The following is a 22,402-nucleotide window of genomic DNA, read 5'->3' on the forward strand; positions in this document are numbered from 1 at the left end:
CGAGGCGGCCGATTTCAAACATCCACCGGCACGGTGGCGAAGTCCAATTCTTCATGCCCGCCTCTGCAGCTTCGGCGTGATCGCGTGGAAGGCAGCGACCGCCGCGTCGACGAAAGGCGTGTCGTTGATGTTGGCCCGCACCCGTCCGACATGGCGCAAAGGTGTCTGGCGCACGGTCTTCTCGATCGCCTCGAACAAAGCATTGTCGGCTTCCGGGTCGTGAAAGGGCTGGCCGGGCGCGTCGAGCATCGAGACACCGCCTTCCGGCAGCAGGAAGCGCACCGGGCCGTTCATGGCATTGAGCCGCGCGCCGATCCATTCGCCGAAGGCACGGTTCTCGTCGCGCGTGGTGCGCATCAGCGTGACGTTGGGATTATGGATGACGAATTTGCGGCTGCTGAATTTCTCCGGCACGCTGTCGCGAGGACCGAAATTGACCATGTCGAGTGCGCCGGCCGAGCCGACATAGGGCAGTCCGGTGCGGATCGCCGCACCAAAACGATCCTCGGTCGCCGGGAAGACGCCGCCGACGATCATGTCGGCCACTTCCGTGGTGGTGAGATCGAGAAAGGCCGACAGCAGGCGGGAATCGCCGAGGTTTTCCATGGCGCGTCCGCCGATGCCGGTGGCGTGGAAGACGAGGCAGTCATAGTCGGCTTCAAGTCGTTTCGTGACAGCTTGCACCAGGGGTGTGGTGACGCCGAACATGGTGATGCCGACGGCCGGCCGCGCCAGCTTGCGTCTTGTCTCCCACGCCTCGGCGTTGGGCAATTGCGCGACCATGCCGGCCATGGCGTGCGCGGCATTGGAGAGCACCTGTTCGGTGATCGAGTTCAGCCCCTGCACATCGGCGACCGAATGGAACATCATGATGTCGGCGCCACCGACATATTTGGCGACATCGCCGGCCGCCACCGTCGAGACCATCAGCTTGGGGATGCCGACAGGAAGCACGCGCATGCCGGAGGTTGCCAGCGTGGTGCCGCCCGAGCCGCCGGCCGATATGACGCCGCCGATGCCCGGTTCGCGTTCGATCCAGCGCGCGAAGGCTTCCGCCATGGAGCTGACCGATCCGCCGCGATCATTGGTGAAGACGGCGGATGATCCTCTTGGATGCATGCCGGCGACCTGCATGGCCGGCACATCGGCGCTGGTCGGTTTTCCCGAGGTCGACAGATCGACGGTGCGTACCGGCAGGCCGAGCGACTTCAGCCGGTCGGCGACGAAGCGCAATTCCTTGCCCTTGGTGTCAAAGGTGCCAACGACCAGCGCGGTCCTGCCGATGCGCTCGGCAAAGGGGATGGCGAAGACCTTCTTCAGATCGTCCTGCGGCGCTGCCTTGTCGACCGCCGCCTGCCGCAGTTCGGTGACCGGCACGTTCCAGCGGTTGGGCAGTTCGGTGACAGGGCGATAGACGCCAATCTGTGACACCGCTTCGGTCGAACCGTTGGCGGTGCGGTCGACACGATAGACTTCCGCCAGTTGCTCCTTGGCTTGCGCGGCTTCGGCCGGCGTGACCTGTGCTTCCTCGGCATGGCGGCCGACACCGAGCAGGCGCTGCTGCAATTCGCGGTCCGCGGCAAGCGCCTTGGCGTCCATCAGCCTGTTGATGCGGCCGTTGACCATGATGGCGACCTGGTTCGACACAGCGGTCGCCACGCCGATGTTCTGCTCGATCACCAGTACCGCCATCTCGCCTTCGGCGGCGAGATCGACGAGCATGCGTTCGACCTGGTCGACGATGACAGGCGCCAGGCCCTCGGTCGGCTCGTCCATGACCAGCAGCTTCGGATCGCTGAGCAGCGCGCGCGAGATCGCCAGCATCTGCTGTTCGCCGCCAGACAGCTGCGAGCCGCCATTGCCGCGGCGTTCGGCCAGGCGCGGAAAGGTCTGGTAGACTCGCTCGACGGTCCAGCTGGCGTCACGCCGATTGCCAGCGGCGAGACGCAGATGCTCGTCGACCGTCAGGCTCGGCCAGACGCGGCGGCCTTGCGGCACATAGCCTACACCGAGGCGATGGATTTCGTGCGGCTCGAGTGACGTGATCTCGCGGCCATCGACGCGGATCGAGCCGGACTTGGCCCGTTTCAGGCCGGCGATGGTGTTGCAAAGCGTCGACTTGCCCATGCCGTTGCGGCCGACGACCGACAGCACGCCGCTTTCCAGCGTCAGCGAGACGCCCTGCAGCGCATGGCTCTCGCCGTAGAAGACCTGCAGGTCTTCTATCCTGAGGATGGCCCTGGTTGGCTTGCCGGAGGAGCCGGGGCGCTCAGCCATGCTTGCCCCCGAGATAGATCTCCTGCACCTCGGGATCGGCTTCGATTTCCTGCGGCGTGCCTTCCTTGAACAGGCGGCCATTGTGCATCATCGAGACATATTCCGAGACGCGCAGCGCGACATCGAGATCATGCTCGATGATGATGTAGCCGATATGCTTCGGCAGTGCGTTGAGGATGGCGACGAGGTCGCGGCGCTCGGTCGGGGAAAGGCCGGCTGCCGGTTCGTCGAACAGGATGAAGCGTGGCGCGCCGGCGAGCGCCAGCGCGATCTCCAGCTGGCGCTGCTGGCCGTGGCTCAGCGTCGCCACCAGCGTGTCGCGGAGGGCCTCGAGATGGACGGCGTTGAGGATCGATTCCGCCTGCACCATGTTGACGTCGGTCGTTGCCGGACGCAGCAGCGAAAACCGCCGGCGCGAGACGCCGCGGCAGGCGAGGAAGATGGAATCGAGGACCGACAGGCCCTTGAACAATTGCGAGATCTGATAGGTGCGGCGCAAGCCGCGCCGGATGCGCTCATGCGGCGGCAGGTCGGTGATGTCCTCGCCGAAGAAGCGGATGCGCCCCGCCGTCGGCAGGAAATCGCCGGTCACGGCGTTGAACAGGGTCGTCTTGCCGGCGCCGTTGGAGCCGAGGACCGCGCGCCGCTCGCCGGCCGCGATCCTCATGGTGATGCCCGAGAGCGCCACCAGCGCCCCGAAATGCCGCGCCACGCCATCGAGCTCCAGCGCATAGGCGCCGGTGCTCTGAAGACGGTTTGCTGCGAAGCTTTCGGTCACTGGCGGCTGCACTCGGCGTCGGTTACGGGCAGCTCGGATTGTCGCGGTTGACCGCGCCGAGCTTCATGAACTCGTCTTCGGGAATGCCGAGGGTCTGGTTGACCTGCGGCACGACCTTGACCAGCTTGTTGAGGAGGTTGCCGTCGGCGCCTTCGGTGACCTCGGTCAGGAAGATGTCGGCGATCGCGTTACGGTTCTTGTCGAGCGACACCTTGCCGGTCGGCGTGTCGAAGGACAGTTTCGACAGCGCCTCGCGCAGCTTCTTGCCGCCGTCGGAGACGTCGCCGCCGACCTGGTCGAGACCAAGCAGCGTCGCCTTCATATCGACATAGTAGCCATGGGCGAAGAGCGAGGGCGAGGGAAACGCGCCCGGCTGCTTCTTGTAGGCCTCGACGAACGTCTTCCATGCCGGTGCGTCGTTGGTGTCGGCGGTCGGGCCGGCCGACGGCGTGCCCTTCAACACGTCCTTCAACTTGCCCTTCGAGGTCAGCACCGTCTGGTCGACAGTGATCGAGCCGCCGATCAGCGGCGCGGTGCCGCCGCCCTGCTGGTACTGGGTCAGGAAGTTGACCGCATCGGCGCCGCCGAGCGCGACATAGATCGCATCGACATCTTCCGGAATGGCGGCGATGACCGAGGAGAAGTCCTTGTTGCCGATCGGCACCCAGGATTTCGACGGCACGTGGCCACCGGCCTTGCAGAATTCGGCCATGAAGCCGAACACCTGCGTGTAGGGGAAGGAATAGTCCTCGGCGACGGTGGCGACCTTCTTGTAGCCCTTGTCCTTGAAGGCATAGGTGCCGAGACCGGCCATCCACTGCGCGCCATCGGTCGAGAAGCGGAAGAAATTTTCGGCCGGATCGCGCAATGTCGTGTCCTGCGCGGCAGAGGTACCGTTGATGAAGGTCACGTTCGGCTGCGTCTTGGCGTAGTCCTTGACGGCAATACCTTCGTCGCCCGAGAGCGGGCCGACCAGAACCTTGACGCCGTCCTGCTCGACCAGCTTGCGCGCGGCGCGCACGGCGCTGTCGGGCGAGGCGTCGGACGAGCCCTTGACGATCTCGATCTTCTTGCCGGCGACGGTGCCGTTCATCTCGGCAACCGCCGTCATGGCGCCGCGCTCGCCGTCCTCGCCGAGCACCGTGAACGGTCCCTCGAAGGTGGCGAGCAGGCCGATCTTGATGGTGTCGTCGGCAGCCAGCGCCATCGAAGGCGCGGTCAGCCCGGTGAACACCGCCAAGGCGAGCAATGTACGTCTATGCATCCTCATGATTTTTCCTCCCGTTGATTTCATTTTGCAGTGGTTCATTCCATCCCGGTTGCTAAGGCCCGGGACGCAAGGACTCCTGGGCAAGATGTGGCTTGATCCTCCCCCACAACCCAAGAATTCCATCCGGTGAGACGAAGACGATCACCAGGAACACCAAGCCGATCAGCGTGTTGAAACGCTCCGCACCAACGATGTCGATGGCGAAGGTCTGCATCAGGACGACGACGAGCGCGCCAAGGAACGGCCCGATCGGATGGCGCAGGCCGCCGATGACGGCGATTATCAGCACGTCGATCGCCGCGTCGACGCCGATGGTGCCGGGCGAGACGCGGCCGTTGAACCAGACCAGCAGCACGCCCGCCAGTCCGGCGATGACGCCCGCCAAAGCCCAAGCGACGACCTTGTGCGCGGTGACGTGATAGCCAAGCGCACGCATGCGACGCGGGTTGTCGCGGATCGCCTGCAAGGTCATGCCGAAGGTCGAGCGCGAGCCGTAGAGCACCGCCGCATAGGACAGCACCGCGAGGCCAAGGCAGAGATAGTAGAACGGCTTCGCGTCGCGCCAGCCGATGCCCCAGAACACTGGCGCGCGGATACCGGCATAGCCGGAATGGCCGTTGAAGATGGCGTAGTTCTGCTGTGCGAAATAGTAAGTCGCGGTGGCGATCGCCAGCGTGATCATGATTGTGTAGATGCCCTCGGTGCGCACCGAGATCCAGCCGATCAGCGCCGATGCCAGTGCCGCCGCCAGAACCGCGAACGGCACCGCGAGCCACCACGGCCAGCCGAGGCCGAGGATGCTGGAATTGTTGTTGCCCAGGATGGCGATGGCGTAGGCGGAGATGCCGGCGACCGTGATCTGTGCCAGGCTGACCATGCCGCCATAGCCGGCGAGCAGCATCAGCGACAGGCCCAGCATGCCGAAGATCAGCGAATAGCCGCCGATCTGCGTCAGGAAGAAATCGGATGCCACCAGCGGATAAAGCACCAGTGCGACGCCAAGGATGATGTGGCCGGCGCCGAGCTTCTCCAGCCAGTTCGGCTGCGTGGCGCTGGTGGTGGCGATGGCCAGGCTCATCGCGCCTTCCCCATGATGCCCTGTGGCCTGACCGCCAGCGTCACCACCATGATGACGAAGGTCAGCACGATGCCGTAGGTCGGGAAGTAGACGAGGCCGATCTGCTCGGCGAGACCGATGAGCAGCGCGCCGATGGCGGCCCCAGTGATCGAGCCCATGCCGCCGACGATGACGACGACCAGCGAAGCCAGGAGATAACGCACGTCCTCGCCGGGCGCGACCGAAAGCGCCGAACCGCCGACGACGCCGGCAAAGCCGGCGAGGCCAGCGCCGACGGCAAAGACGATGGCGAACACCGCGTGCACGTTGACCCCGGATGCCTGCAGCATGGCGCGGTCGTCGACGCCGGCGCGGATCATCATGCCGACGCGTGTCTTATGCAGCATCAGCCAGAGGCCGACGCCGATAACGATTGCCGCGGCCAGCACGACGACGCGGTAGAGCGGATAGGTGAGGAAGACCGAGGCGCCGTTGGAGCGCACCGCGGTGATGACCGGCAAGGTCAAGGCACCGTCAAGCCATTCCGGCGTGGTGATCTGGTAAGTGCCGCCGGCCCACACAGCGAGCATCAAATCGGCGGCGACGATCGAAATGCCGATCGAGACCAGCGTCTGGCGCAGATCGTCGCCTTCGAGGCGACGGAAGACGAAGACCTGCATGACGACGCCGACAATGGCCAATACGGCGAAACCGGCTGCCACGCCGAGCAGCCAATAGCCGGTGCGGTTGGTGACCTCGTAGCCGATATAGGCGCCGAGCAGATAGAGCGAGCCATGCGCGAGATTGACGTTGCGCATCAGGCCGAAGATCAGCGTGAAGCCGCTGGCGACGAGGAAATAGAGGCCGGCCAGCGTGATGCCGTTGAGGATGGCGCTGACGAAAGCCTTCTTGGAGATCAGGATCGCGTTCAGCCAATCCGGCCAGACGGCAAAGACCAGCCACGCGACGATCGCCGCGGCAAGCAGGCCGACGAGGCTCCAGGCCTGCCTGCGCATCATGCCGCCGCTTGAGAGCGACGACGAAGTTGGCTGGTCGAGCAGGCTCATGCAGTCAGCCGCCGGCGCTGCTCGTTCATGCGCGGCGCCTTGTGGAACTTGCCGTCCTTCATGATGGCGAGGATGCGGTTCTTGTCCTGCAGGATGCGCACATCCGAGATCGGGTCGCCATCGACCAGCAGGATGTCGGCGAGATAGCCTTCCTTGATCAGGCCGAGCTCGTCACCCATGTTCATGATCTGGCCGCCATATTTGGTGCCGGCCTGGATCGCCTCCATCGGCGAGAAGCCGAGCATTTCGACGAAGGTCTGGATGTCCTTTGCGTTAGTGCCCTGCGGCGTCCAGGCAAAGCCGTAGTCGCCGCCGATGCAGACGCGGATGCCGCGCCGGTGCATCTTCTTCATCGTCTCGACGCACATTTCGAGCTCGCGCTCATATTCGAGCGACAGCGGCGAGCCCGGCTTGATGCCCCATTGCTCGGCATGGCGCGCGGTGTTGATCAGCCAGGCGATGCCCGGCGCGACGAAGTGCTTGTCCTTGACCGCCTCGAGCATGTCGAGCGCTTCCTCGTCGGCGAAGGAGGCGTGGTAGATGTTCTGGATGCCGTGGCGGACGCATTGCTTGACCGAGCCGGAGGAACGCGCATGCGCCGACAGCACCTTGTTGCGGCAGCGCGCCTCGGAAGCGGCCATGGCAACCTCCTCCTCCGACATCGGCGTCTCCTCGGCGCCCATGCCAGTGATGCTCTCGCCCGACAGGTTGAGTTTTATCGAATCGACGCCGTATTTGATCAGCTGGCGCACGGTGCGGCGGATTTCCTCCGGACCGGAGACGACGAGGCCGAGATTGAGCCCCTCATGCGGAATGTGCGACGGCGCGGAATCGCCGAGGCCGCCGACCGTGGTGATCTCCGGCCCCGCCGCGAGATAGCGCGGTCCGGGGAAGCGGCCCTGATTGATGAATTTCTTGGCGACGACATCGAGGCGCGGCTTGGCGGCGGCGGCACCCCGGCCGGCGGTAAAGCCGGCGTCGAGCACCAGCTTGGCCATCTCCATGGTGACCAGCATGTGCTCCTCGACCTCCATCATCTGGATGGGATCGATGCCAGGCGCGTTGTTCCAGGACAGATGCAGATGGGCGTCGATCATACCCGGCATCAGGGTGGCGCCCATGCCGTCGATCACCGTAGCACCACCACCATAGGATGAAGACGAAGGCGCGCCGAAGCGCGATGAGCCCTTGGTGATCTGCTTGATGCGGTTACCCTGCACCAGCACTTCGCCGGTGTAGGGATATTCACCTGTCGCGTCGAGCACGCGCACATTGGTGAAGAGCGTGCTGCCCGAGCCGTTTGCGTTCCAGCTGTCGTCTGCCATAACAAGCCTCCCAACTTGCCGAGCGCGTAGTTCTACGCCCGATCAGAAATCCTCACCTATCAACCCGTCTCAAAAAATCGGCGAGCTTCGAGCTGCTTTCGCGCGGGCTTTCCACCGTGGCCCAGTGCCCGCACCGATCAAGCGAGGAGAATATGGCCCCCTTGATCTTGTCGGCAAGCGCCTGCCCGACGCCGGGTGGATTGACGGTGTCGGCGTCGCCGGTGACGAGCAGCGTTGGCGCCGAAATCCTTCTCGCATCGACAGCGGTCGCCTTTGCCAGCGCTTCGCAGGTGCGGGCATAGGATTCCGGATCCTGGCGGGTGATCGATTCCCGCACGAAGGCGACGGCGGCCGGCGAGGTCTCCCTGGTGTGCGCCGAAATCGCATTGGCGACGATCTGGTCGGCGATGTCGGCGATGCCGCCCGAGCGCGCCAACCGGGCCCGGTTGGCGAGCCCTTGCCTGGTCGCCTCGGTCGGTTCCGCCAGGGCGCCGAACAGCGCCAGAGAGGCGACCAGTGAAGGCTGCGCTGCTGCAATCTGCTGGCAAACGATGGTGCCCATCGAATGGCCGACGAAATGCGCTGATGTGACCCCCATGCCCGCCATGGCGCGGACCACCGCCTCGCTCATCCCTTCAACGGTCAGCGGCTCGATCGGGCGCGGCGAACGGCCGGAACCCGGCAGGTCGAGCCGGATGACGCGATAGCCGGAAAGTGCCGCCATCTGCGGCTGGAACATGTTGGACGTGCCGCCGAGACCATGGATCATCACCACGGCTGTACCTTCGCCGACGACTTCCGCAACGACCTGGCCAACTGTCACCGTGGTCATTGCGCATGCTCCGCGAAGCGGTTTTCCAACGTGCCGATGCCGTCGATCTCGATGCGCACGACGTCGCCCGCCTTGAGGTATTTCGGCGGATCGAAGCCAATGCCGACACCGACCGGCGTGCCGGTGGCAATGATGTCGCCGGGCCTCAGCGTGATGCCTTGCGACAGCGTGGCGATGATGGTCGGGATATCGAAGATCAGCAGCGAAATCCGGGAATCCTGGCGCAGGTCCTCGTTGACGAAACAGCGGATACCGGCGGTGGCCAGATCAAGCTCGTCCCTGGTCACCGCCCATGGCCCCATCGGGCAGAACGTGTCCTGCGATTTGCCGATCAGCCACTGGCTGTACTTGCCTTGCAGGTCGCGCGCGGTGACGTCGTTGACGATGGTATAGCCCCAGACGTGGTCGAGCGCCTCTTCCCTGGAAATGCCGCGCCCGCCCTTGCCGATGATGACGGCCAGCTCCGCCTCGTAGTCGATGGCCGTCGAGACCGACGGATCGATCAGCACGCTGGCATGGTTGGCGACGACCGATTCAGGCACTTTGGAAAAGATGATCGGGTGTTTCGGGATCGCGCCCGCACCGGCGCTGGAATCGAAGCCGCTGCGGGCGAACTCATGCGCATGCTCGTGATAATTCTTGCCGACGCAGAAGATGTTGCGGCGCGGCTGCGGGATTGGCGCCTCGATCTCGACCTGCGCCAACGGGATCGGCGACAGGGTGCGAGGGATGCCGGCGCCATTGCGCTCGATCAAGGCCAGGATACCGGATCTGGCCTGGTCGACCGAAAAATCGAAAGGCGCGATGGTCTCAGCATCGAGGTCGACAAGACCCACGCGACGTTCGCCGGCGATCGAAAAAGTCGCGACCCGCATTCCCATCCTCCCTGAACCAATACTGAGCCAATTCTTCGCTCTTTTGTTACACGCTAGCGCCGATTGGTTTAGGCCGCAAGTGGAATCTGGACTGGTCACGCCAAAAAGGAATGAGGCTGTTGCGGCCGGCTCCGCTGGGATAGCGGCGACGCGGCACGGTGGACGACAGCACCGGAAGCTGCTAACGATGGTTCAATATTGGATCAGATAAAGGTGGCCAGACATGCCAAAGCTCGTCGCCAACGATATCGCCACGGCGCTGAAGAAACGGATCTCTTCCGGCGAATGGATCGAGAATGGCCGCATGCCGCCGGAGCGCGACCTGGCGAGCGAATTCGGCGTCGCGCGCAACACGGTGCGGCGCGCGGTGTCCTTCCTCGAGGATGACGGCACGGTGGTGCGGCATGTCGGGCGCGGTACGTTCCTGACCACCACCAACCCGGCGTCGATGGCGGCGGTTGTCGGCCGGATGGAAGGCACCAGCCCCGCCGACATGATGGAGATCCGGCAATTGCTGGAACCGGCGGCGGCGGCGTTCGCCGCCACCAATGCCAGCGCCATGGAACTCAACGCGGTGCGCGAGGCGCACAAGATCGCTTCGGAATCGCAGGACATGCCGACCTTCGAGCACTGGGACGCGGAGTTTCACCACCGCATCTTCGCGTGCTCGCGCAACGACTTCCTCAAGGAGATCCACAATCTGATGCGCATCCTGCGCAATCAGGCGCCGTGGTTCGAAATGAAGAAGCGGTCCTTTTCGGAGGAACGCCGCAGCATCTATTGCAGCGAGCACCAGACCGTTCTCGATGCGCTGCTGCGCCGTGATCCCGAGAGCGCCAGCCAGGCCATGCTGGCGCATCTGCGGACTGTCGAGCGCAATCTGCTCGGACGGTAGCAACCGGAATGGGAGGCGCGGGCAGCAGGGCGGTTTCCCGTTAAAACCGCACAGCTTCTTCCTCGGAATCGCGCCGAAGAAAGAGCCTTCAATAGGGAAGGCCGACATAGTTCTCGGCAAGCGCCGTCGACGCCGCCCGCGAGTGGACGAGATAGTCGAGTTCGGCCTCCTGGATGCGCTGGCCGAAGTCGCCGGTGTCGGGAAAACGATGCAGGATGGTCGTCATCCACCAGGAAAAGCGCACCGCCTTCCAGACCCGCGCCAGCGCCTTTTGCGAATAGGCGTCAATGCCTTCGCTTGATTTCTCGGCGTAGAAATCGCGCAGGCCGGCAAAGAGATAGCGCACGTCGCTGGCGGCGAGGTTGAGGCCCTTGGCGCCGGTCGGCGGCACGATGTGGGCGGCGTCGCCGACCAGGAACAGCCGGCCGAAACGCAGCGGCTCGGCGACGAAGGAACGCAGCGGCGCGATCGACTTCTCGAAGGATGGCCCGGTGACGACGCTCGCCGCCGTCCGTGCCGGCAAACGGCGGCGCAATTCGTCCCAGAAGCGGTCATCCGACCACGCCTCGACGCGATCGCCCTCGGGGCACTGCACATAGTAGCGGCTGCGGTGCGTCGAGCGCATCGAACACAGTGCAAAACCCCGCTCGTGATTGGCGTAGACCAACTCATGATCGGCTGGCGGCACTTCGGCCAGCACGCCGAGCCAGCCGAACGGATAGTGCCGCTCGAAGATTTTCAGCGCGCTTTCAGGCACCGATTTGCGGCTGACGCCGTGATAGCCATCGCAGCCGGCAATGAAGTCGCAATCGATGCGACGGCTTACGCCGTCCCTGTCATAAGTGACGAAAGGTGCGGCGCCATCGAAATCGTGCAACGCGACGTCAGCGGCCTCATAGACGGTGACGAGCCCGGCCGCCTCGCGTTTGTCCATCAGATCATGCGTCACTTCGGTCTGGCCATAGACCGTGACATGCTTGCCGCCAGTCAGCGCCGACAGGTCGATGCGGTGCAGGCGTCCGTCGAAAGCGAGCGAAATGCCGGAATGCGGCAGGCCTTCGGCATGCAGTCTTGCAGCAGCACCAGCCTCTTCCAGCAGTTCGACCGTGCCCTGTTCGAGCACGCCGGCGCGCACGCGGCCAAGCACATGCTCACGGCTGGATCGCTCAAGGATGACCGTCTCAACGCCGATGCCGGCCAGAAGCTGGCCAAGCAGCAGGCCGGAGGGTCCCGAGCCGACGATCACGACCTGCGCGCGCATCAGTGGCCGAGGCTTTCCACCTGTGCGGCCAGTTCGGCGGCAAGGCGCAGCGATGCGGCGGTTGCCACGGCCATCTGCGGCAGCAGCAGCCATTCCAGCGTCCAAGCCGTGCCCGACCGCTCCTGCTCATGCACCAGCGCCTGATGCATGCCGGAAAGCTGCGTGGCATTGAAGCGGGCGAGCGCCACCAGCGCTTCGGCCTTCACCGGGTTCTGCTTGTGCGGCATGGCCGATGAGCCGCCACCGCCGGAAAGCGCGATATCGGTCCCCCCTTGCGCCATCAGCGCAATATCCTGGCCGAACTTGCCGAGGCTGCCGGTCACCAGCGACAGCCAGCCGGCAAAGTCGGCGAGCGCGTCGCGCTGGCTGTGCCATTGCGGCGCGTCCGCAAGACCGAGTTTCGCGGCCAGTGCCGCGCGTACCGCCGCCCCTTTGTCGCCAAGCTTTTCCAGCGTGCCGGCAGCGCCGCCGAACTGCACCACCAGCAAGCGCCTGGACTGTTCCGACAATCGCTCCTGATGCCGCTGCAGTGGCGCCCGCCACGCCCTCACGCGATCCGCCACCTGAATAGGGATCGCCGGCTGCATGCGCGTCATTCCGGTCAGCGGCCTGCCCCCGAAGCGCTCCTCCAGTGAGGTCAGCCGTATGACGGTCTCGGTCAGCAGCAGGCCGAGGTGCTCGACGACGGATTTCAGCCGGAGCACAAGGCCGGTGTCGAGGACGTCCTGGCTGGTGGCGCCGAAATGCGCCTTGTCGCCATGCGGTTCGCCGACCGTCATTCTGAGCTGGCGCACAAGTTCCGGAACCATGACGCCGTCCCTGGCGACGCCGGCCCGCAACAGGGACGTGTCCGGCCGGAACGAGGCCAGCGCCGCCATGATCGCGGCCGACGCATCCCTGGTGATGATCCCGTTCTCCGCCTCCACTTCGGCCAACGCGCTCTCGAATGCCAGCGCCGCCTCGATTTCTGCTTCAACGGAAAAATGCCTCGATGCCTCCTCGTCCCCGAGAAGGGCGGAGAGCAACGGATGGTCGAAGGGCGATACGGTCATGTCCCGATTCTCCTGACCATCAGCTGTCGAAGAAGACCGTTTCCTTCTCCCCTTGGAGATGGATGTCGAAGATGTAGGCGTCACCCTTGCGCTCGGCGATCAGCGTCGGCACGCGGATGCGGTGCTCGATGCGCGCCAGGATCGGATCCTGCGCATTGGCCTTTTCCTCATCGGAAAAATAGAGCCTCGTGTGCAGGCCGAGATTGATGCCGCGCGCGACGATCCAGAGCGTGATGTGTGGCGCCATCAGGCGGCCATCGCCGAACGGCACGCGTCCCGGCTTGATCGTCTCGAAGGCGCACAGACCGGTGTCCATGTCGGTCGGACAACGGCCCCAGCCCTGGAAATTCGGATCGGCGGCGCCGCGTATCTCGGCCGGCGAATTGTAGAGCCCGTCGGCGTCCGCCTGCCAGATCTCGATCAGCGCGTCCTTGAGCGGCGTGCCGGTACCATCGAGCACCCGGATCTTGAGACCGATGCGCTCGCCCCGGGTCTTGTCGTTGACCATGGTCGAACCGAGGTCGGTCGGATAGACGCCGCCGATGCCGCAGAAATTGGGCGTCAGTCCGATGTGGACGTAAGGTCCCGCGGTCTGCGAAGGGCTTTCCCGAAGCCGGTCGAGCGACTGGGCCATCAATTGCCCTCCAGCCGGTTTTCGAACAGCGAGGAACGCCGCCCACGCAGCACGATGTCGAACTTGTAGGCGCGCGCGTCGAAGGGGACCGTCGCCTGCATGTCGAGCGCGGCGATCAGCGTCTCGATGGCGGCCTTGTCGGGAATGCCGCGCGCGATCGGGCAGCGCCAGATCAGCGGATCGCCCTCGAAATACATTTGCGTGATCAGCCGCTGCGCGAAGCCGTGGCCGAAGATCGAGAAATGGATGTGCGAGGGCCGCCAGTCGTTCGGCCCGTTCGGCCAGGGATAGGGGCCGGGCTTGACGGTGCGAAAGGCGTAGCCGCCATCATCGCCAGATATGGTGCGGCCGCAACCGCCGAAATTCGGGTCGAGCGGGGCCAGATAGCCGTCCTTCTTGTGGCGATAGCGGCCGCCAGCATTGGCCTGCCAGAATTCCAGCAACGCACCGGGCACGCCGACGCCGCGCTCGTCGAGCACCCGTCCATAGACAATGACGCGCTCGCCGATCGCGCTCTCGCCGGGCTTGGCGAAATTGTGGATCAGGTCGGCATCGAGTTCGCCCAGCATGGCGTGACCGAATACAGGGCCCGATAGTTCCGACAGCGTGTTGTCAAAAGCAAGCAGCGCCTTCTGCGGCGAGCGCAACACCGAAGTCTTGTAGTTGGGCGTCAGCGGCGGCGGATGCCATGTCCGGTCGCGCTGGAAAAAGGCGCCGGTCTCGGGCCTCCGGTTCGATCCGGATTCAACGGCCATTGTCGGCTCCGTCCATTTCCGAAAACACGTCCTTGGCGATCTTGAAGGCACGGTTGGCGGCCGGCACGCCGGCATAGATGGCGACATGCAGGAATGCTTCGCAGATATCCTCGCGCGTCGCACCGGTGTTGGCGGTGGCACGCACATGCATGGCGACCTCCTCATCATGGCCGAGCGCGGCCAGCAGCGCCAGCGTGACGATCGAGCGTTCGCGCTTGCTGAAGCCCGGCCGCGCCCACACCGTTCCCCAGGCCGCTTCGGTGATCAACTCCTGGAAGGGCTGGTCGAAATCGGTGGCGGCGATCTCCGCGCGGTCGACATGCCGATCGCCGAGCACGGAGCGGCGCACCGCAAGACCGGTGCTATATCTGGCGGTGTTGCCGGGGGCTTCATCCATGAGTTTCCGCTCCAGGGGCAAGCGACGCGACAAAACCGCGGATCAGCGCGGTGAGCGCCTCGGGCTGCTCGACGCAAGGAATATGCCCGGCATCGCGGATGATCTCGAAGCGCGCGCCGGGGATCAGAGCGGCCAGCGAGCGGACAAGATCGGGGGGCGTCGAGCCATCCTGGTCGCCGACGATGCAAAGGGTGGGGACCTCGATGCGGCGCGCGGCTTCGGTGAAATCCGCGTCACGAACCGCCTTGCAGGTCCCGACGTAACCGGCCAGGGTCTGCCGGGTCATCATGTTCCAATAGCCATCCAGCTCGGCCCCCCGCGTCGTGTGGAGAGTGGGGGTGAACCAGACTTTCAGCACGCCATCGGCAATGGCCTGGATGCCCTTGCTTTCGACCGTCGCGATGCGCGTGTTCCAGCTCTCCGCCATGCCGATCTTGTGCGCCGTGTCGCACAGGATCATGGCCTCGACGATCTCGGGGCGCCTGGCATAGAGCCCTTGCGCGACCATGCCGCCGACCGACAGGCCGCACAGCACGACCTTCTCTAGCCCGAAGTGATCGATGAGCGCCGAGAGGTCATCAACATGATCGTCGATCGAGCCGATATCACCGATGTCGGACAGCCCGTGGCCGCGCTTGTCATAGACCAGCAAGGGCATTTCCCCATCAAGCGCCGAGACGACATCGTCCCAGATCCGGAAGTCGGTGCCGAGCGAATTGATGAACACAATCGGAGGCGCCTTGCCGCTTGCCTCGACATATCGATGGTGCAGCGTGATGCCGCCGATGGTGACGAATGGCACGATTTCGATCCTCCATCCCTACATTGCACGAGGCATTTGGTTCGGTAAAATGATATTTTACGCCGTTTCATTAACTCAGGGGTTATCAAACCATGTCCGAAAACCGCATCCGGTTTCGTCATCTGCAGGCGTTCCTGGAGGTCGCGCGACAGGGAAGCGTGGCCCGTGCCGCCGACTTCCTGCATGTCAGCGCGCCGGCGGTGACCAAGACCCTGCGTGAATTGGAGGAGGCGCTCGGTGTCGCCGTTGTCGAGCGTGACGGGCGCGGCATCCGGGTCACAAGGCTTGGCGAGATTTTCCTTGGCCATGCTGGCACAGCGATCACGGCTTTGAAGCGCGGTGTCGATTCCGTTCGCCAGGACGGTGCCATCAATCGCCATCCGATCCGTATCGGCGCGCTACCGACGGTGTCGGCAAAGGTCATGCCACAGGCGATGAGCCTGTTCCTTAGGGAAAATACCGGGGCGGCGATCAAGATCGTCACCGGCGAGAACGCTGTGCTGCTGGAGCAACTGCGCACCGGCGCGCTCGACCTCGTCGTCGGACGGCTGGCCGCACCCGAGAACATGACCGGCTTCTTCTTCGAGCACCTCTACTCCGAGCCGGTGCTGTTCGTGGTGCGGGCCGGACATCCGCTGCTGGAGCCGGGGGCGGATATCTTCGCCAGGCTCGACGAATTCCCGGTGCTGATGCCGACGCGGGAATCCGTCATCCGTCCCTTCGTCGATCGCCTGTTCATCACCAACGGCATGACCGCTCCGGCCACCGAGATCGAAACCGTCTCGGATTCCTTCGGCCGCTCCTTCACGCGCCAGAGCAATGCGGTGTGGATCATTTCGGCCGGCGTGGTGGCCAATGAGATCGCCAGCGGCGCCTTCGTCGCCTTGCCGGTAAACACCGAGGAGACCAGGGGGCCCGTCGGCCTGACGATGCGCACGGATACTCCCCCCTCGCCCGCCTTCATCATCCTGCTGCAGACCATTCGCGAAGCGGCAAGGCAAGGCAACTGAGGTGCTGGACCGTTCAGGCAAGCCCGCCAGCCGGCTGGGGTTCTGATCGGGCGGAGACCAGTCGAGGCCGGCGTCGCGCTCAGGGCAAGCCTGTCGGGTCGAGATCGAAGACTCGTCCTCGATTTAGGATGTTCTTCGGGTCGAGCGCTGCCTTCAGCCGCCGCATCGTGGCGATTTCGGCGTCGCTGCGCACCAGATGAAGCCACTGTTTCTTATCGAGGCCGATGCCGTGCTCGGCCGAAACGCCGCCGCCTGCCGCCGCCACGCCACGATAGACAATGCCATAGGCCGCCGCCGGATCCGCGGTCATGACCTGATAATGCAGATTGCCGTCGCCGAGATGGCCGAAGACATAGATGTCGGCACCGGGGTCGACGGCATGGATGGCGGTGTCCGCTTCCTGCAGGAACGCGCTCATGTGCGCCAGCGGAATGCTGATGTCGACGCCGATCAGACCCTTCATCGAGAACAGGACGCGGTTGGCATCCTCCCGCACGTCCCAGAGCGCCCGGAATTCGCGCGGCGACTGCGACACCACCACATCGTCGATCACGCCATCCTCGACCGCCTGCATCAGCACCGCGGCGAAGCGCTCGCCGTCGCGCTCGGGCTCACTGCCCTGGATCTCGGCCAGCACATAGACTGGAGAGCCCGCCGGCAGCGGCGCCGGCATCGCCATGCTGGCGACCATGATGTCGTAGAGCGGCGCGAAATTCACCTCATAGGCGGACAGCAGCGGGCCGAGCTTTTGCCGCAGCAGCCCGAGCAGAGCGATGGCCGCATCGAGCGAAGCGAGCGCGCAGAAGGCGTTCACTTCAGATGCCGGTTTCGGATGCAGCCGGAGCGCGGCGCGGGTAACGACACCGAGCGTCCCTTCCGAGCCGATGAAGAGCTGGCCGAGGTCGTAGCCGGAATTGTCCTTGGGCAGGCCTTTCAGCGAGGTGAGCACGCTGCCATCGGCAAGCACGGCCTCCAGCCCCAGCACCTGCGCCCGGTACATGCCATAGCGCAGCACGCGGATGCCGCCGGCATTGGAGGCGATGTTGCCGCCGATCGTGGCCGAACCGCGGGCGCCGATATCGACGCCGAACATCAGCCCAGCGCCGTCGGCCGCCTCTTGCACCGCCTGCAGCGTCGCGCCCGCTTCGGCAACGATGCTGGCGGCCTGCCGGTCCGGAGCGGCAAGGCCGGTCATGCGCTCCAGTGACAGCACGACCTCGCCCGGCTGGACTCGTGTGCCGCCGGCCAGCCCGCTGCGTCCACCCTGGATCACAACCGGCTGGGAGAGCTCATTGCACACGGCAAGTGCTGCCGCGACGGCTTCGGTGCCGCGCGGACGCAGCACCAGCTCGGGCAGCACGCCGAGCTTGCCGTCGGGATCGTCGCGATAGCGCTGGTCGACATCGGAGCCGGCGAGGATGCCGCCCGCGCCCAGCCGAGCGCCAAGAGCGGACAGAAGTCGTTCCGTTTCAGGCGACATCGGGCCTAGCTGCCTGCGTGGCGAAGCGCGTCGTCTGCATGAACCAACCGGATGGCCCGATGAGTATCCTTGTCCAACACGCTCGCCATCCTTCCATTGCAGTCCGCCGATCCTATTCGCGATCGTGTGCCGTGCAAGCGATATCGGCCTGCCCCAGGCGGTGCCGGCATCGATCACAATAAGACGCGATCGATGCCGGAGCACTGTGTCAGCTTACTGAAGCTTGGCCTGCAGGGTGTTGACGTCGTCAGTGGTCATCTCGCCATCGGTGGTCACCTTGCCGTCGACGATTTTCCACAGCCGGAACGGGCCGGTGATGTCGCCATATTTGTCGAAGGCGACCGGACCGATGACGCCTTCATAGCGGATCGGCTTGCCGTCCTTGATCAGGCCGAGCGCCTTGGCGAACTCGTCCTTGCCGGCGAAGATGGGCGTGCCGGCCGGGTCGACCGCCTTGTACATCGCGTCCTTGACCTTGGCCGGATCCTCGGAGCCGGCAATGGCGATGGCGAGACCGACGATGGCACCCGCGTCATAGGAACGGTCGGCCGCCGGGTTCGACGGTTCGATGCCTGAGAACTCCTTGTAGTTCTTCATGAAGTAGTCGGTCGAGGCGGTCGGGCTGGTGCCCGACGAGGTGCCGTAGGCCTCCTTCAGATAATCGGCGCCGACGGATTCTATGAAGTCCGGGCTGTTCATGCCGTCATTGAGCAGGAATTTCTGCACGCCGCCCTGCGAAATCCAGGTGCGGGCAACCGTCGCGCCATCGACGGGCGTGCTGACGAGATAGAGGCCATCCGGCTCGCCGGCCATCGCCGCCGTGACTTCGGAGGCATAGCTCGACTGCTTCTCGTTGTAGGGTGTGTCGGAGACGATGGTGCCGCCGAGCGCTTTGTAGGCACGGGAGAATTCGGCCACCATGTTGACGCCGAAGTCGTTGTTGACGTGGATGATCGACAGCTTCTTGAAGCCCTTGTCGATGGCGTATTTGGCGGCGGCGACGCCTTGCAGCGCATCCGAAGTGATGGTGCGGAAGAAGATGCCGTTGGTCTTGCCGTCGCGGCCAAGCGCCGTCAGCGTCGGCGAGGACGAAGCCGGCGAGACCTGGACGATCTTGGCCGGCGCGGTGACCGAGGTCAGGATCGGGATCGACACCGAAGAGATGATACCACCGATGATGACCGGCACCTTCTTGACCTGAACCAGCTGTGTGGCGGCATCGACCGCGATATTGCCCTGGCTCTGGCTGTCGCGCGTGTCGGTCGCCAGATCGCAGCCGCGCACGCCGCCGGCAGCGTTGATGTCGCGGAAGGCCATCTCGACCGACTTGGCCCCAGCCTGGCCGTATTCGCCGGCCGGGCCGGTCAGTTCCATGACGAGGCCGACAGTGATCTTGCAATCCGCGGCCTGCGCCGCACCGGCCATCGTGACGAGGGCAAGTGCCGTGGTGAGTTGGAGTATCGTGTTTCTCATTGTTGTTCCCCTTGAGTTACTTGTTGAGTTACTTGGCTGTATTTGATCTCTGGAGCCTGTTCAGCTTTCCGGCACCTGCAGCCAGGTTTCATGCAGATGTCGCCATTCGACACCGTTGGGCGCCGATGAACTGGTGGTGAAGACGGCACTCGACTGGCGGCGGCTGTGCTTGCCCGCGCGCAGCTGCGCCTCGACGTAGAAGACGACGATCGTGTCCGCGTCCTGCCAGCCGGGCCGGATGTCCTCGATCGAGATGGCAAAGCCGTCGTCGCAAATGGCGCGGCTGGAGCGGACATGATCGACCACCGCGGCGCGATCGAGCACCTTGCCATCCGGCGTGACCATGCTGAAGCCGTCGCCCATGACGCGTTCGAAGCGGGCGAACTCCACCGTGTCGGCGCGGGCGGCGACGAACCAGTCGACGAAGAAGCGATGCAAATCGATCACCTCGGCGCTGGCCCTGGAAAACAACGTCTGGTTGATTGCGCTCATGCCCGGCCTGCATTGAGATTGTAGTGCATGATCGAGCCGTGGCGGCCGTGGCGGTCGCGCTCCAGCGTGTAGACATCGCCCTCGACGCCAGGGCTTTGCGCGATGATGGCAGCAATCCGCGCCCGATCTGCGGCGTCAAGCGCGATACCCATGATTTTGGCATTGGCCAGCGCATGCGCCTGGTTGCGGGCTCCGACGATGACGGCCGCCACTTGCGGCTGCTGCAGCACCCAGGCGCTGGCGATGGTGGCGATGTCGACGCCGTGGCGGTCGCCGACGGCTTTCAGTGCCGCAAGCAGCTGCTGAAACAGGTCCCAGCCGCCAAAGTCGTCGATGATCAGCTTGTATTTGACCAGGGATCGGTTTTCGAGCGGGGTCGCTGGCTCGGCGGCGCCAAGCCATTTATCGCTGAGGAAGCCACCGGCCACCGAACCATAGCAGAGGAAGCTGACGCCGTTCTTCGCGGCGAGGCCAGCAAGGCTGTTCGCGGGCCGCTGGTCGAGGACCGAATATTGGAGTTGCTGGCTAACCAGCGGGATGCCGGCGGCGAGGATTTCGGCCAGCCGCGGCGTATCGAAATTGGTGGTGCCGAGATTGCGCACCTTGCCTTCGCGCCGGAGCTCGTCGAGCCAGCCCATCGCCTCGACGTAGCGAGGCTGGCCATAGTCCCACCAGTGGAACTGAACGAGATCGAGCCGTTCGGTCTTCAGCCGCCGCAGCGACTGGTCGACGATGCCCCTGATGTAGTCGCGGCTGATGCCGGCCAGCCGCTCGAGGTCGGGCACCAGCTTGGTGTGCACCTTCATTCTCGCAGCAACGTCCAGGCCGCGCTCGCTGGCCAGCCGCAGGCGCGCGGCGCCGATCAACTCCTCGACGCCGGTGTAGATGTCGGCGCAATCATAGGTCCAGATGCCGGCATCGAAGGTGGCGATCAGGTCGGCAATTGCTTGGCTGCGGTCGATGGCGCCGTGCCCGCCGGCCAACTGCCAGCCGCCGCGGATGACGCGCGAGATCGTGTAGCCGGGCCCGAGTTCGAAGGTCTTGGCGGTCATGTCGGGTCATTCTCCTTCGGCAGCGGCACGGCCGTGGTTGCGGCATGACTGAACCGCCGCTTGGCCAGCCTGACGATCCGCAGCCGGCTGGCGCAATTGGGATCGGGACAGGCGATCTCGGCATCCGATGTCATCCAGTCGTTGGCATGGGTGGGGCGCTGCTTTGCCGCCAGCAGAGGCAGCACGGCGGCGAGTGAATAGATCGAAAAACCCTGCCCGGCCGGCATCGACAGCATCTCGCCCTTGAGCTCGAAATAGTCGCCGGCCTTGGCGCCGCAATAGATCGGCTTGCCCTCGGGGACGACCGCTTCGACGCGAAGATCGAAGAGCTCGAAACTGTCGTCGGCCATGTCAGGCCTCCACCAGGCTGAAGGTGATATCGCAGGCGCCATTGCGCCGTATGACGCCACAGGCGGCGGCGAACTGGTCGCGCTCCTCGGCTCGCACCTGCGCCACCACACTGCCGGCGAGCCAGCCGACCGGGAACAGCAGGCGCGCGCCCGGCCCGTAGTAGAGACCGATATCGAAGATTGCATTGGGATTGCCGCCCCACATGCGTGGCGGCACGTAGGACAGCACGATGTCGCCTGGCTGAGGCGTCAGCGTCGCATTTTCCGCCGGCAACGGCCTGGCATAGGCTTGCCCCTCGAGATCGGCCGATGGAACGGGGCAGGAGATTTCGGGTCCCGTCCACATGGCATGGATGCCGGGAACGACGCGTGGCGTGGCGAGATACGCCTGGAGAAAGGCAGCATTCTCCGGCGCCCTTCCGGGCACCAGCAGCGCCGTCACGGAAAGCTTCGAGCGTGGCTCGGTGATCCTGATGGAAGTCATGTCTGGTCTTTCCCGGCGGTTTGCAACTTGCTGCGCAGGAAGGTGAAGGGCCGGCTGATGTCGGCGACCAGCGACTCGCGCGCGGCCTGTGCGTCCTGCGTGGCCAGCGCCGTGACGATGCGGCGGTGATACTGGGCGGTGTCGACCTCGCCGGCTTCCGAGAAGGCATAGATGGCGACACGGATGCATGGCCCCGATTGCAGCCACAGGCTCTCGATCATCGGGATCAGCACCGCCGAGCCGCAGCAGCGATAGATCTCGAAATGAAAACTCTGGTTGAGCGTCACCTCGCGATCGACATCCTTCTTGTGTTTCAGTGCCCGCATCTCGTCCCATTCGGCCAGGATGGTCTCGATGGCGGCGATCTGGCGCGGACCCATGCGGGCGGCGGCGAGCGCGATCGCCTCGCCCTCGATCAGGATGCGGGCCCGCAACAGATCATCGATGCGCTCCAGCGTGATCGGCGGCACGCGCACCGAACGGTTGGGCAATGCCTCCAGCGCCTTTTCCGTGATCAGTCGGCCGAGTGCCTCGCGCACCGGCATGGTCGAGGTGACCAGCGCATCGGCCAGCCCACGTATGGTCAGCACCTGGCTCGGCTCGAACAGGCCACCGATCAGGGCGCGACGCAGTTCCGAATAGACGCGATCCTGGACGGTTTCGCGGCCGACCGGCGCAAGCTGGGCAGCGATCGCCTCGTTGTTCTTTTCGATGGCAGCCTTTTGCATGGAATTCCGATCTTGGCCGGTTTTCGGCTTGCGGACGAAATTAAAGCCGAATAGCG

At 64.7% G+C, this 22,402-nt stretch carries 23 protein-coding genes; 2 read left to right on the forward strand and 21 right to left on the reverse strand.

The annotated features are described in order from the left end of the window. Nucleotides 1–51: 51 nt before the first annotated feature. The 8 genes from FJ978_RS15365 to FJ978_RS15400 are packed head-to-tail and all read right to left on the reverse strand — an operon-like array spanning nt 52 to nt 9,481. The gene (locus FJ978_RS15365) at nt 52–2,277 is read right to left on the reverse strand and encodes an ABC transporter permease (RefSeq protein WP_140572775.1); all 2,226 of its coding nucleotides are present in this window, start codon (nt 2,275–2,277) and stop codon (nt 52–54) included. Continuing rightward, the gene (locus FJ978_RS15370; RefSeq protein ID WP_013896886.1) at nt 2,270–3,055 is read right to left on the reverse strand and encodes an ABC transporter ATP-binding protein; all 786 of its coding nucleotides are present in this window, start codon (nt 3,053–3,055) and stop codon (nt 2,270–2,272) included. The genes FJ978_RS15365 and FJ978_RS15370 overlap by 8 nt, the downstream gene beginning before the upstream one ends. A gap of 22 nt (nt 3,056–3,077) precedes the next feature. Further along, nucleotides 3,078–4,325: an ABC transporter substrate-binding protein gene (locus FJ978_RS15375; RefSeq protein WP_013896887.1), complete on the reverse strand. Its 1,248-nt coding sequence runs from the start codon at nt 4,323–4,325 to the stop codon at nt 3,078–3,080. Nucleotides 4,326–4,377: 52 nt separating this feature from the next. Next, nucleotides 4,378–5,403 (reverse strand): branched-chain amino acid ABC transporter permease, encoded by a 1,026-nt coding sequence (locus FJ978_RS15380; protein WP_140572776.1) that lies wholly within the window; start codon nt 5,401–5,403, stop codon nt 4,378–4,380. Then, a complete protein-coding gene (locus tag FJ978_RS15385; protein ID WP_181180415.1) occupies nt 5,400–6,401 on the reverse strand; it encodes a branched-chain amino acid ABC transporter permease in 1,002 nt (333 codons plus the stop codon). Before FJ978_RS15385 ends, FJ978_RS15380 begins: the two co-directional genes overlap by 4 nt. A 44-nt stretch (nt 6,402–6,445) precedes the next feature. Further along, nucleotides 6,446–7,774: an amidohydrolase family protein gene (locus tag FJ978_RS15390; protein ID WP_013896890.1), complete on the reverse strand. Its 1,329-nt coding sequence runs from the start codon at nt 7,772–7,774 to the stop codon at nt 6,446–6,448. Between the two features lie 52 nt (nt 7,775–7,826). Further along, complete coding sequence (locus tag FJ978_RS15395; RefSeq protein ID WP_140572778.1) at nt 7,827–8,606, reverse strand: alpha/beta fold hydrolase; 780 nt, start codon at nt 8,604–8,606, stop codon at nt 7,827–7,829. Continuing rightward, on the reverse strand, nt 8,603–9,481 hold the full coding sequence (locus FJ978_RS15400) for a fumarylacetoacetate hydrolase family protein (RefSeq protein WP_140572779.1): 879 nt from the start codon (nt 9,479–9,481) through the stop codon (nt 8,603–8,605). Before FJ978_RS15400 ends, FJ978_RS15395 begins: the two co-directional genes overlap by 4 nt. Nucleotides 9,482–9,704: 223 nt before the next feature. Between FJ978_RS15400 and FJ978_RS15405 the strand changes: the two genes are divergently transcribed. Further along, the gene (locus tag FJ978_RS15405) at nt 9,705–10,376 is read left to right on the forward strand and encodes an FCD domain-containing protein (RefSeq protein ID WP_013896893.1); all 672 of its coding nucleotides are present in this window, start codon (nt 9,705–9,707) and stop codon (nt 10,374–10,376) included. Nucleotides 10,377–10,464: 88 nt separating this feature from the next. On the opposite strand, the gene pobA is transcribed toward FJ978_RS15405, so the two are convergent. Genes pobA through pcaD form a run of 6 tightly spaced genes read right to left on the reverse strand, consistent with a single transcriptional unit; the run spans nt 10,465 to nt 15,277 of the window. Further along, nucleotides 10,465–11,637, reverse strand: a complete 1,173-nt coding sequence (gene pobA, locus FJ978_RS15410) for a 4-hydroxybenzoate 3-monooxygenase (RefSeq protein WP_140572780.1) — start codon at nt 11,635–11,637, stop codon at nt 10,465–10,467. Further along, nucleotides 11,637–12,689: a 3-carboxy-cis,cis-muconate cycloisomerase gene (locus FJ978_RS15415; RefSeq protein WP_140572781.1), complete on the reverse strand. Its 1,053-nt coding sequence runs from the start codon at nt 12,687–12,689 to the stop codon at nt 11,637–11,639. The genes pobA and FJ978_RS15415 overlap by 1 nt, the downstream gene beginning before the upstream one ends. A gap of 19 nt (nt 12,690–12,708) precedes the next feature. Continuing rightward, complete coding sequence (gene pcaG, locus FJ978_RS15420) at nt 12,709–13,323, reverse strand: protocatechuate 3,4-dioxygenase subunit alpha (RefSeq protein WP_140572782.1); 615 nt, start codon at nt 13,321–13,323, stop codon at nt 12,709–12,711. Beyond that, the gene (gene pcaH, locus FJ978_RS15425; protein WP_140572783.1) at nt 13,323–14,078 is read right to left on the reverse strand and encodes a protocatechuate 3,4-dioxygenase subunit beta; all 756 of its coding nucleotides are present in this window, start codon (nt 14,076–14,078) and stop codon (nt 13,323–13,325) included. Before pcaH ends, pcaG begins: the two co-directional genes overlap by 1 nt. Further along, nucleotides 14,068–14,475 carry a 4-carboxymuconolactone decarboxylase gene (gene pcaC / locus FJ978_RS15430; RefSeq protein ID WP_140572784.1) on the reverse strand — a complete coding sequence of 136 codons (408 nt, stop codon included), beginning with the start codon at nt 14,473–14,475 and terminating at the stop codon, nt 14,068–14,070. The genes pcaH and pcaC overlap by 11 nt, the downstream gene beginning before the upstream one ends. Further along, on the reverse strand, nt 14,468–15,277 hold the full coding sequence (gene pcaD / locus FJ978_RS15435; protein WP_140572785.1) for a 3-oxoadipate enol-lactonase: 810 nt from the start codon (nt 15,275–15,277) through the stop codon (nt 14,468–14,470). The genes pcaC and pcaD overlap by 8 nt, the downstream gene beginning before the upstream one ends. Before the next feature lie 92 nt (nt 15,278–15,369). Here pcaD and pcaQ point away from each other — a divergent pair, with 92 nt between their 5' ends. After that, a complete protein-coding gene (gene pcaQ, locus FJ978_RS15440) occupies nt 15,370–16,287 on the forward strand; it encodes a pca operon transcription factor PcaQ (RefSeq protein WP_140572786.1) in 918 nt (305 codons plus the stop codon). A 79-nt stretch (nt 16,288–16,366) separates the two neighbouring features. Here pcaQ and FJ978_RS15445 read toward each other — a convergent pair whose 3' ends face one another. The 7 genes from FJ978_RS15445 to FJ978_RS15475 form a co-directional block, all read right to left on the reverse strand. After that, on the reverse strand, nt 16,367–17,767 hold the full coding sequence (locus tag FJ978_RS15445; RefSeq protein ID WP_140572787.1) for an FAD-binding oxidoreductase: 1,401 nt from the start codon (nt 17,765–17,767) through the stop codon (nt 16,367–16,369). A gap of 213 nt (nt 17,768–17,980) precedes the next feature. Continuing rightward, on the reverse strand, nt 17,981–19,240 hold the full coding sequence (locus FJ978_RS15450) for an ABC transporter substrate-binding protein (RefSeq protein ID WP_140572788.1): 1,260 nt from the start codon (nt 19,238–19,240) through the stop codon (nt 17,981–17,983). Between the two features lie 60 nt (nt 19,241–19,300). Further along, entirely contained in the window at nt 19,301–19,732 is a 432-nt protein-coding gene (locus FJ978_RS15455) for a DUF4440 domain-containing protein (RefSeq protein ID WP_140572789.1), read from the reverse strand. Next, entirely contained in the window at nt 19,729–20,784 is a 1,056-nt protein-coding gene (locus FJ978_RS15460; protein ID WP_140572790.1) for an aldo/keto reductase, read from the reverse strand. The genes FJ978_RS15455 and FJ978_RS15460 overlap by 4 nt, the downstream gene beginning before the upstream one ends. Continuing rightward, complete coding sequence (locus FJ978_RS15465) at nt 20,781–21,134, reverse strand: TIGR04076 family protein (RefSeq protein WP_023777083.1); 354 nt, start codon at nt 21,132–21,134, stop codon at nt 20,781–20,783. Before FJ978_RS15465 ends, FJ978_RS15460 begins: the two co-directional genes overlap by 4 nt. A 1-nt stretch (nt 21,135) precedes the next feature. Then, complete coding sequence (locus FJ978_RS15470; protein ID WP_140572791.1) at nt 21,136–21,618, reverse strand: DUF3830 family protein; 483 nt, start codon at nt 21,616–21,618, stop codon at nt 21,136–21,138. Further along, nucleotides 21,615–22,346 (reverse strand): GntR family transcriptional regulator, encoded by a 732-nt coding sequence (locus tag FJ978_RS15475; protein ID WP_013896907.1) that lies wholly within the window; start codon nt 22,344–22,346, stop codon nt 21,615–21,617. Before FJ978_RS15475 ends, FJ978_RS15470 begins: the two co-directional genes overlap by 4 nt. Nucleotides 22,347–22,402: the final 56 nt, after the last annotated feature.

This window comes from Mesorhizobium sp. B1-1-7 (genome assembly GCF_006442705.1).
GTDB lineage: Bacteria > Pseudomonadota > Alphaproteobacteria > Rhizobiales > Rhizobiaceae > Mesorhizobium > Mesorhizobium opportunistum.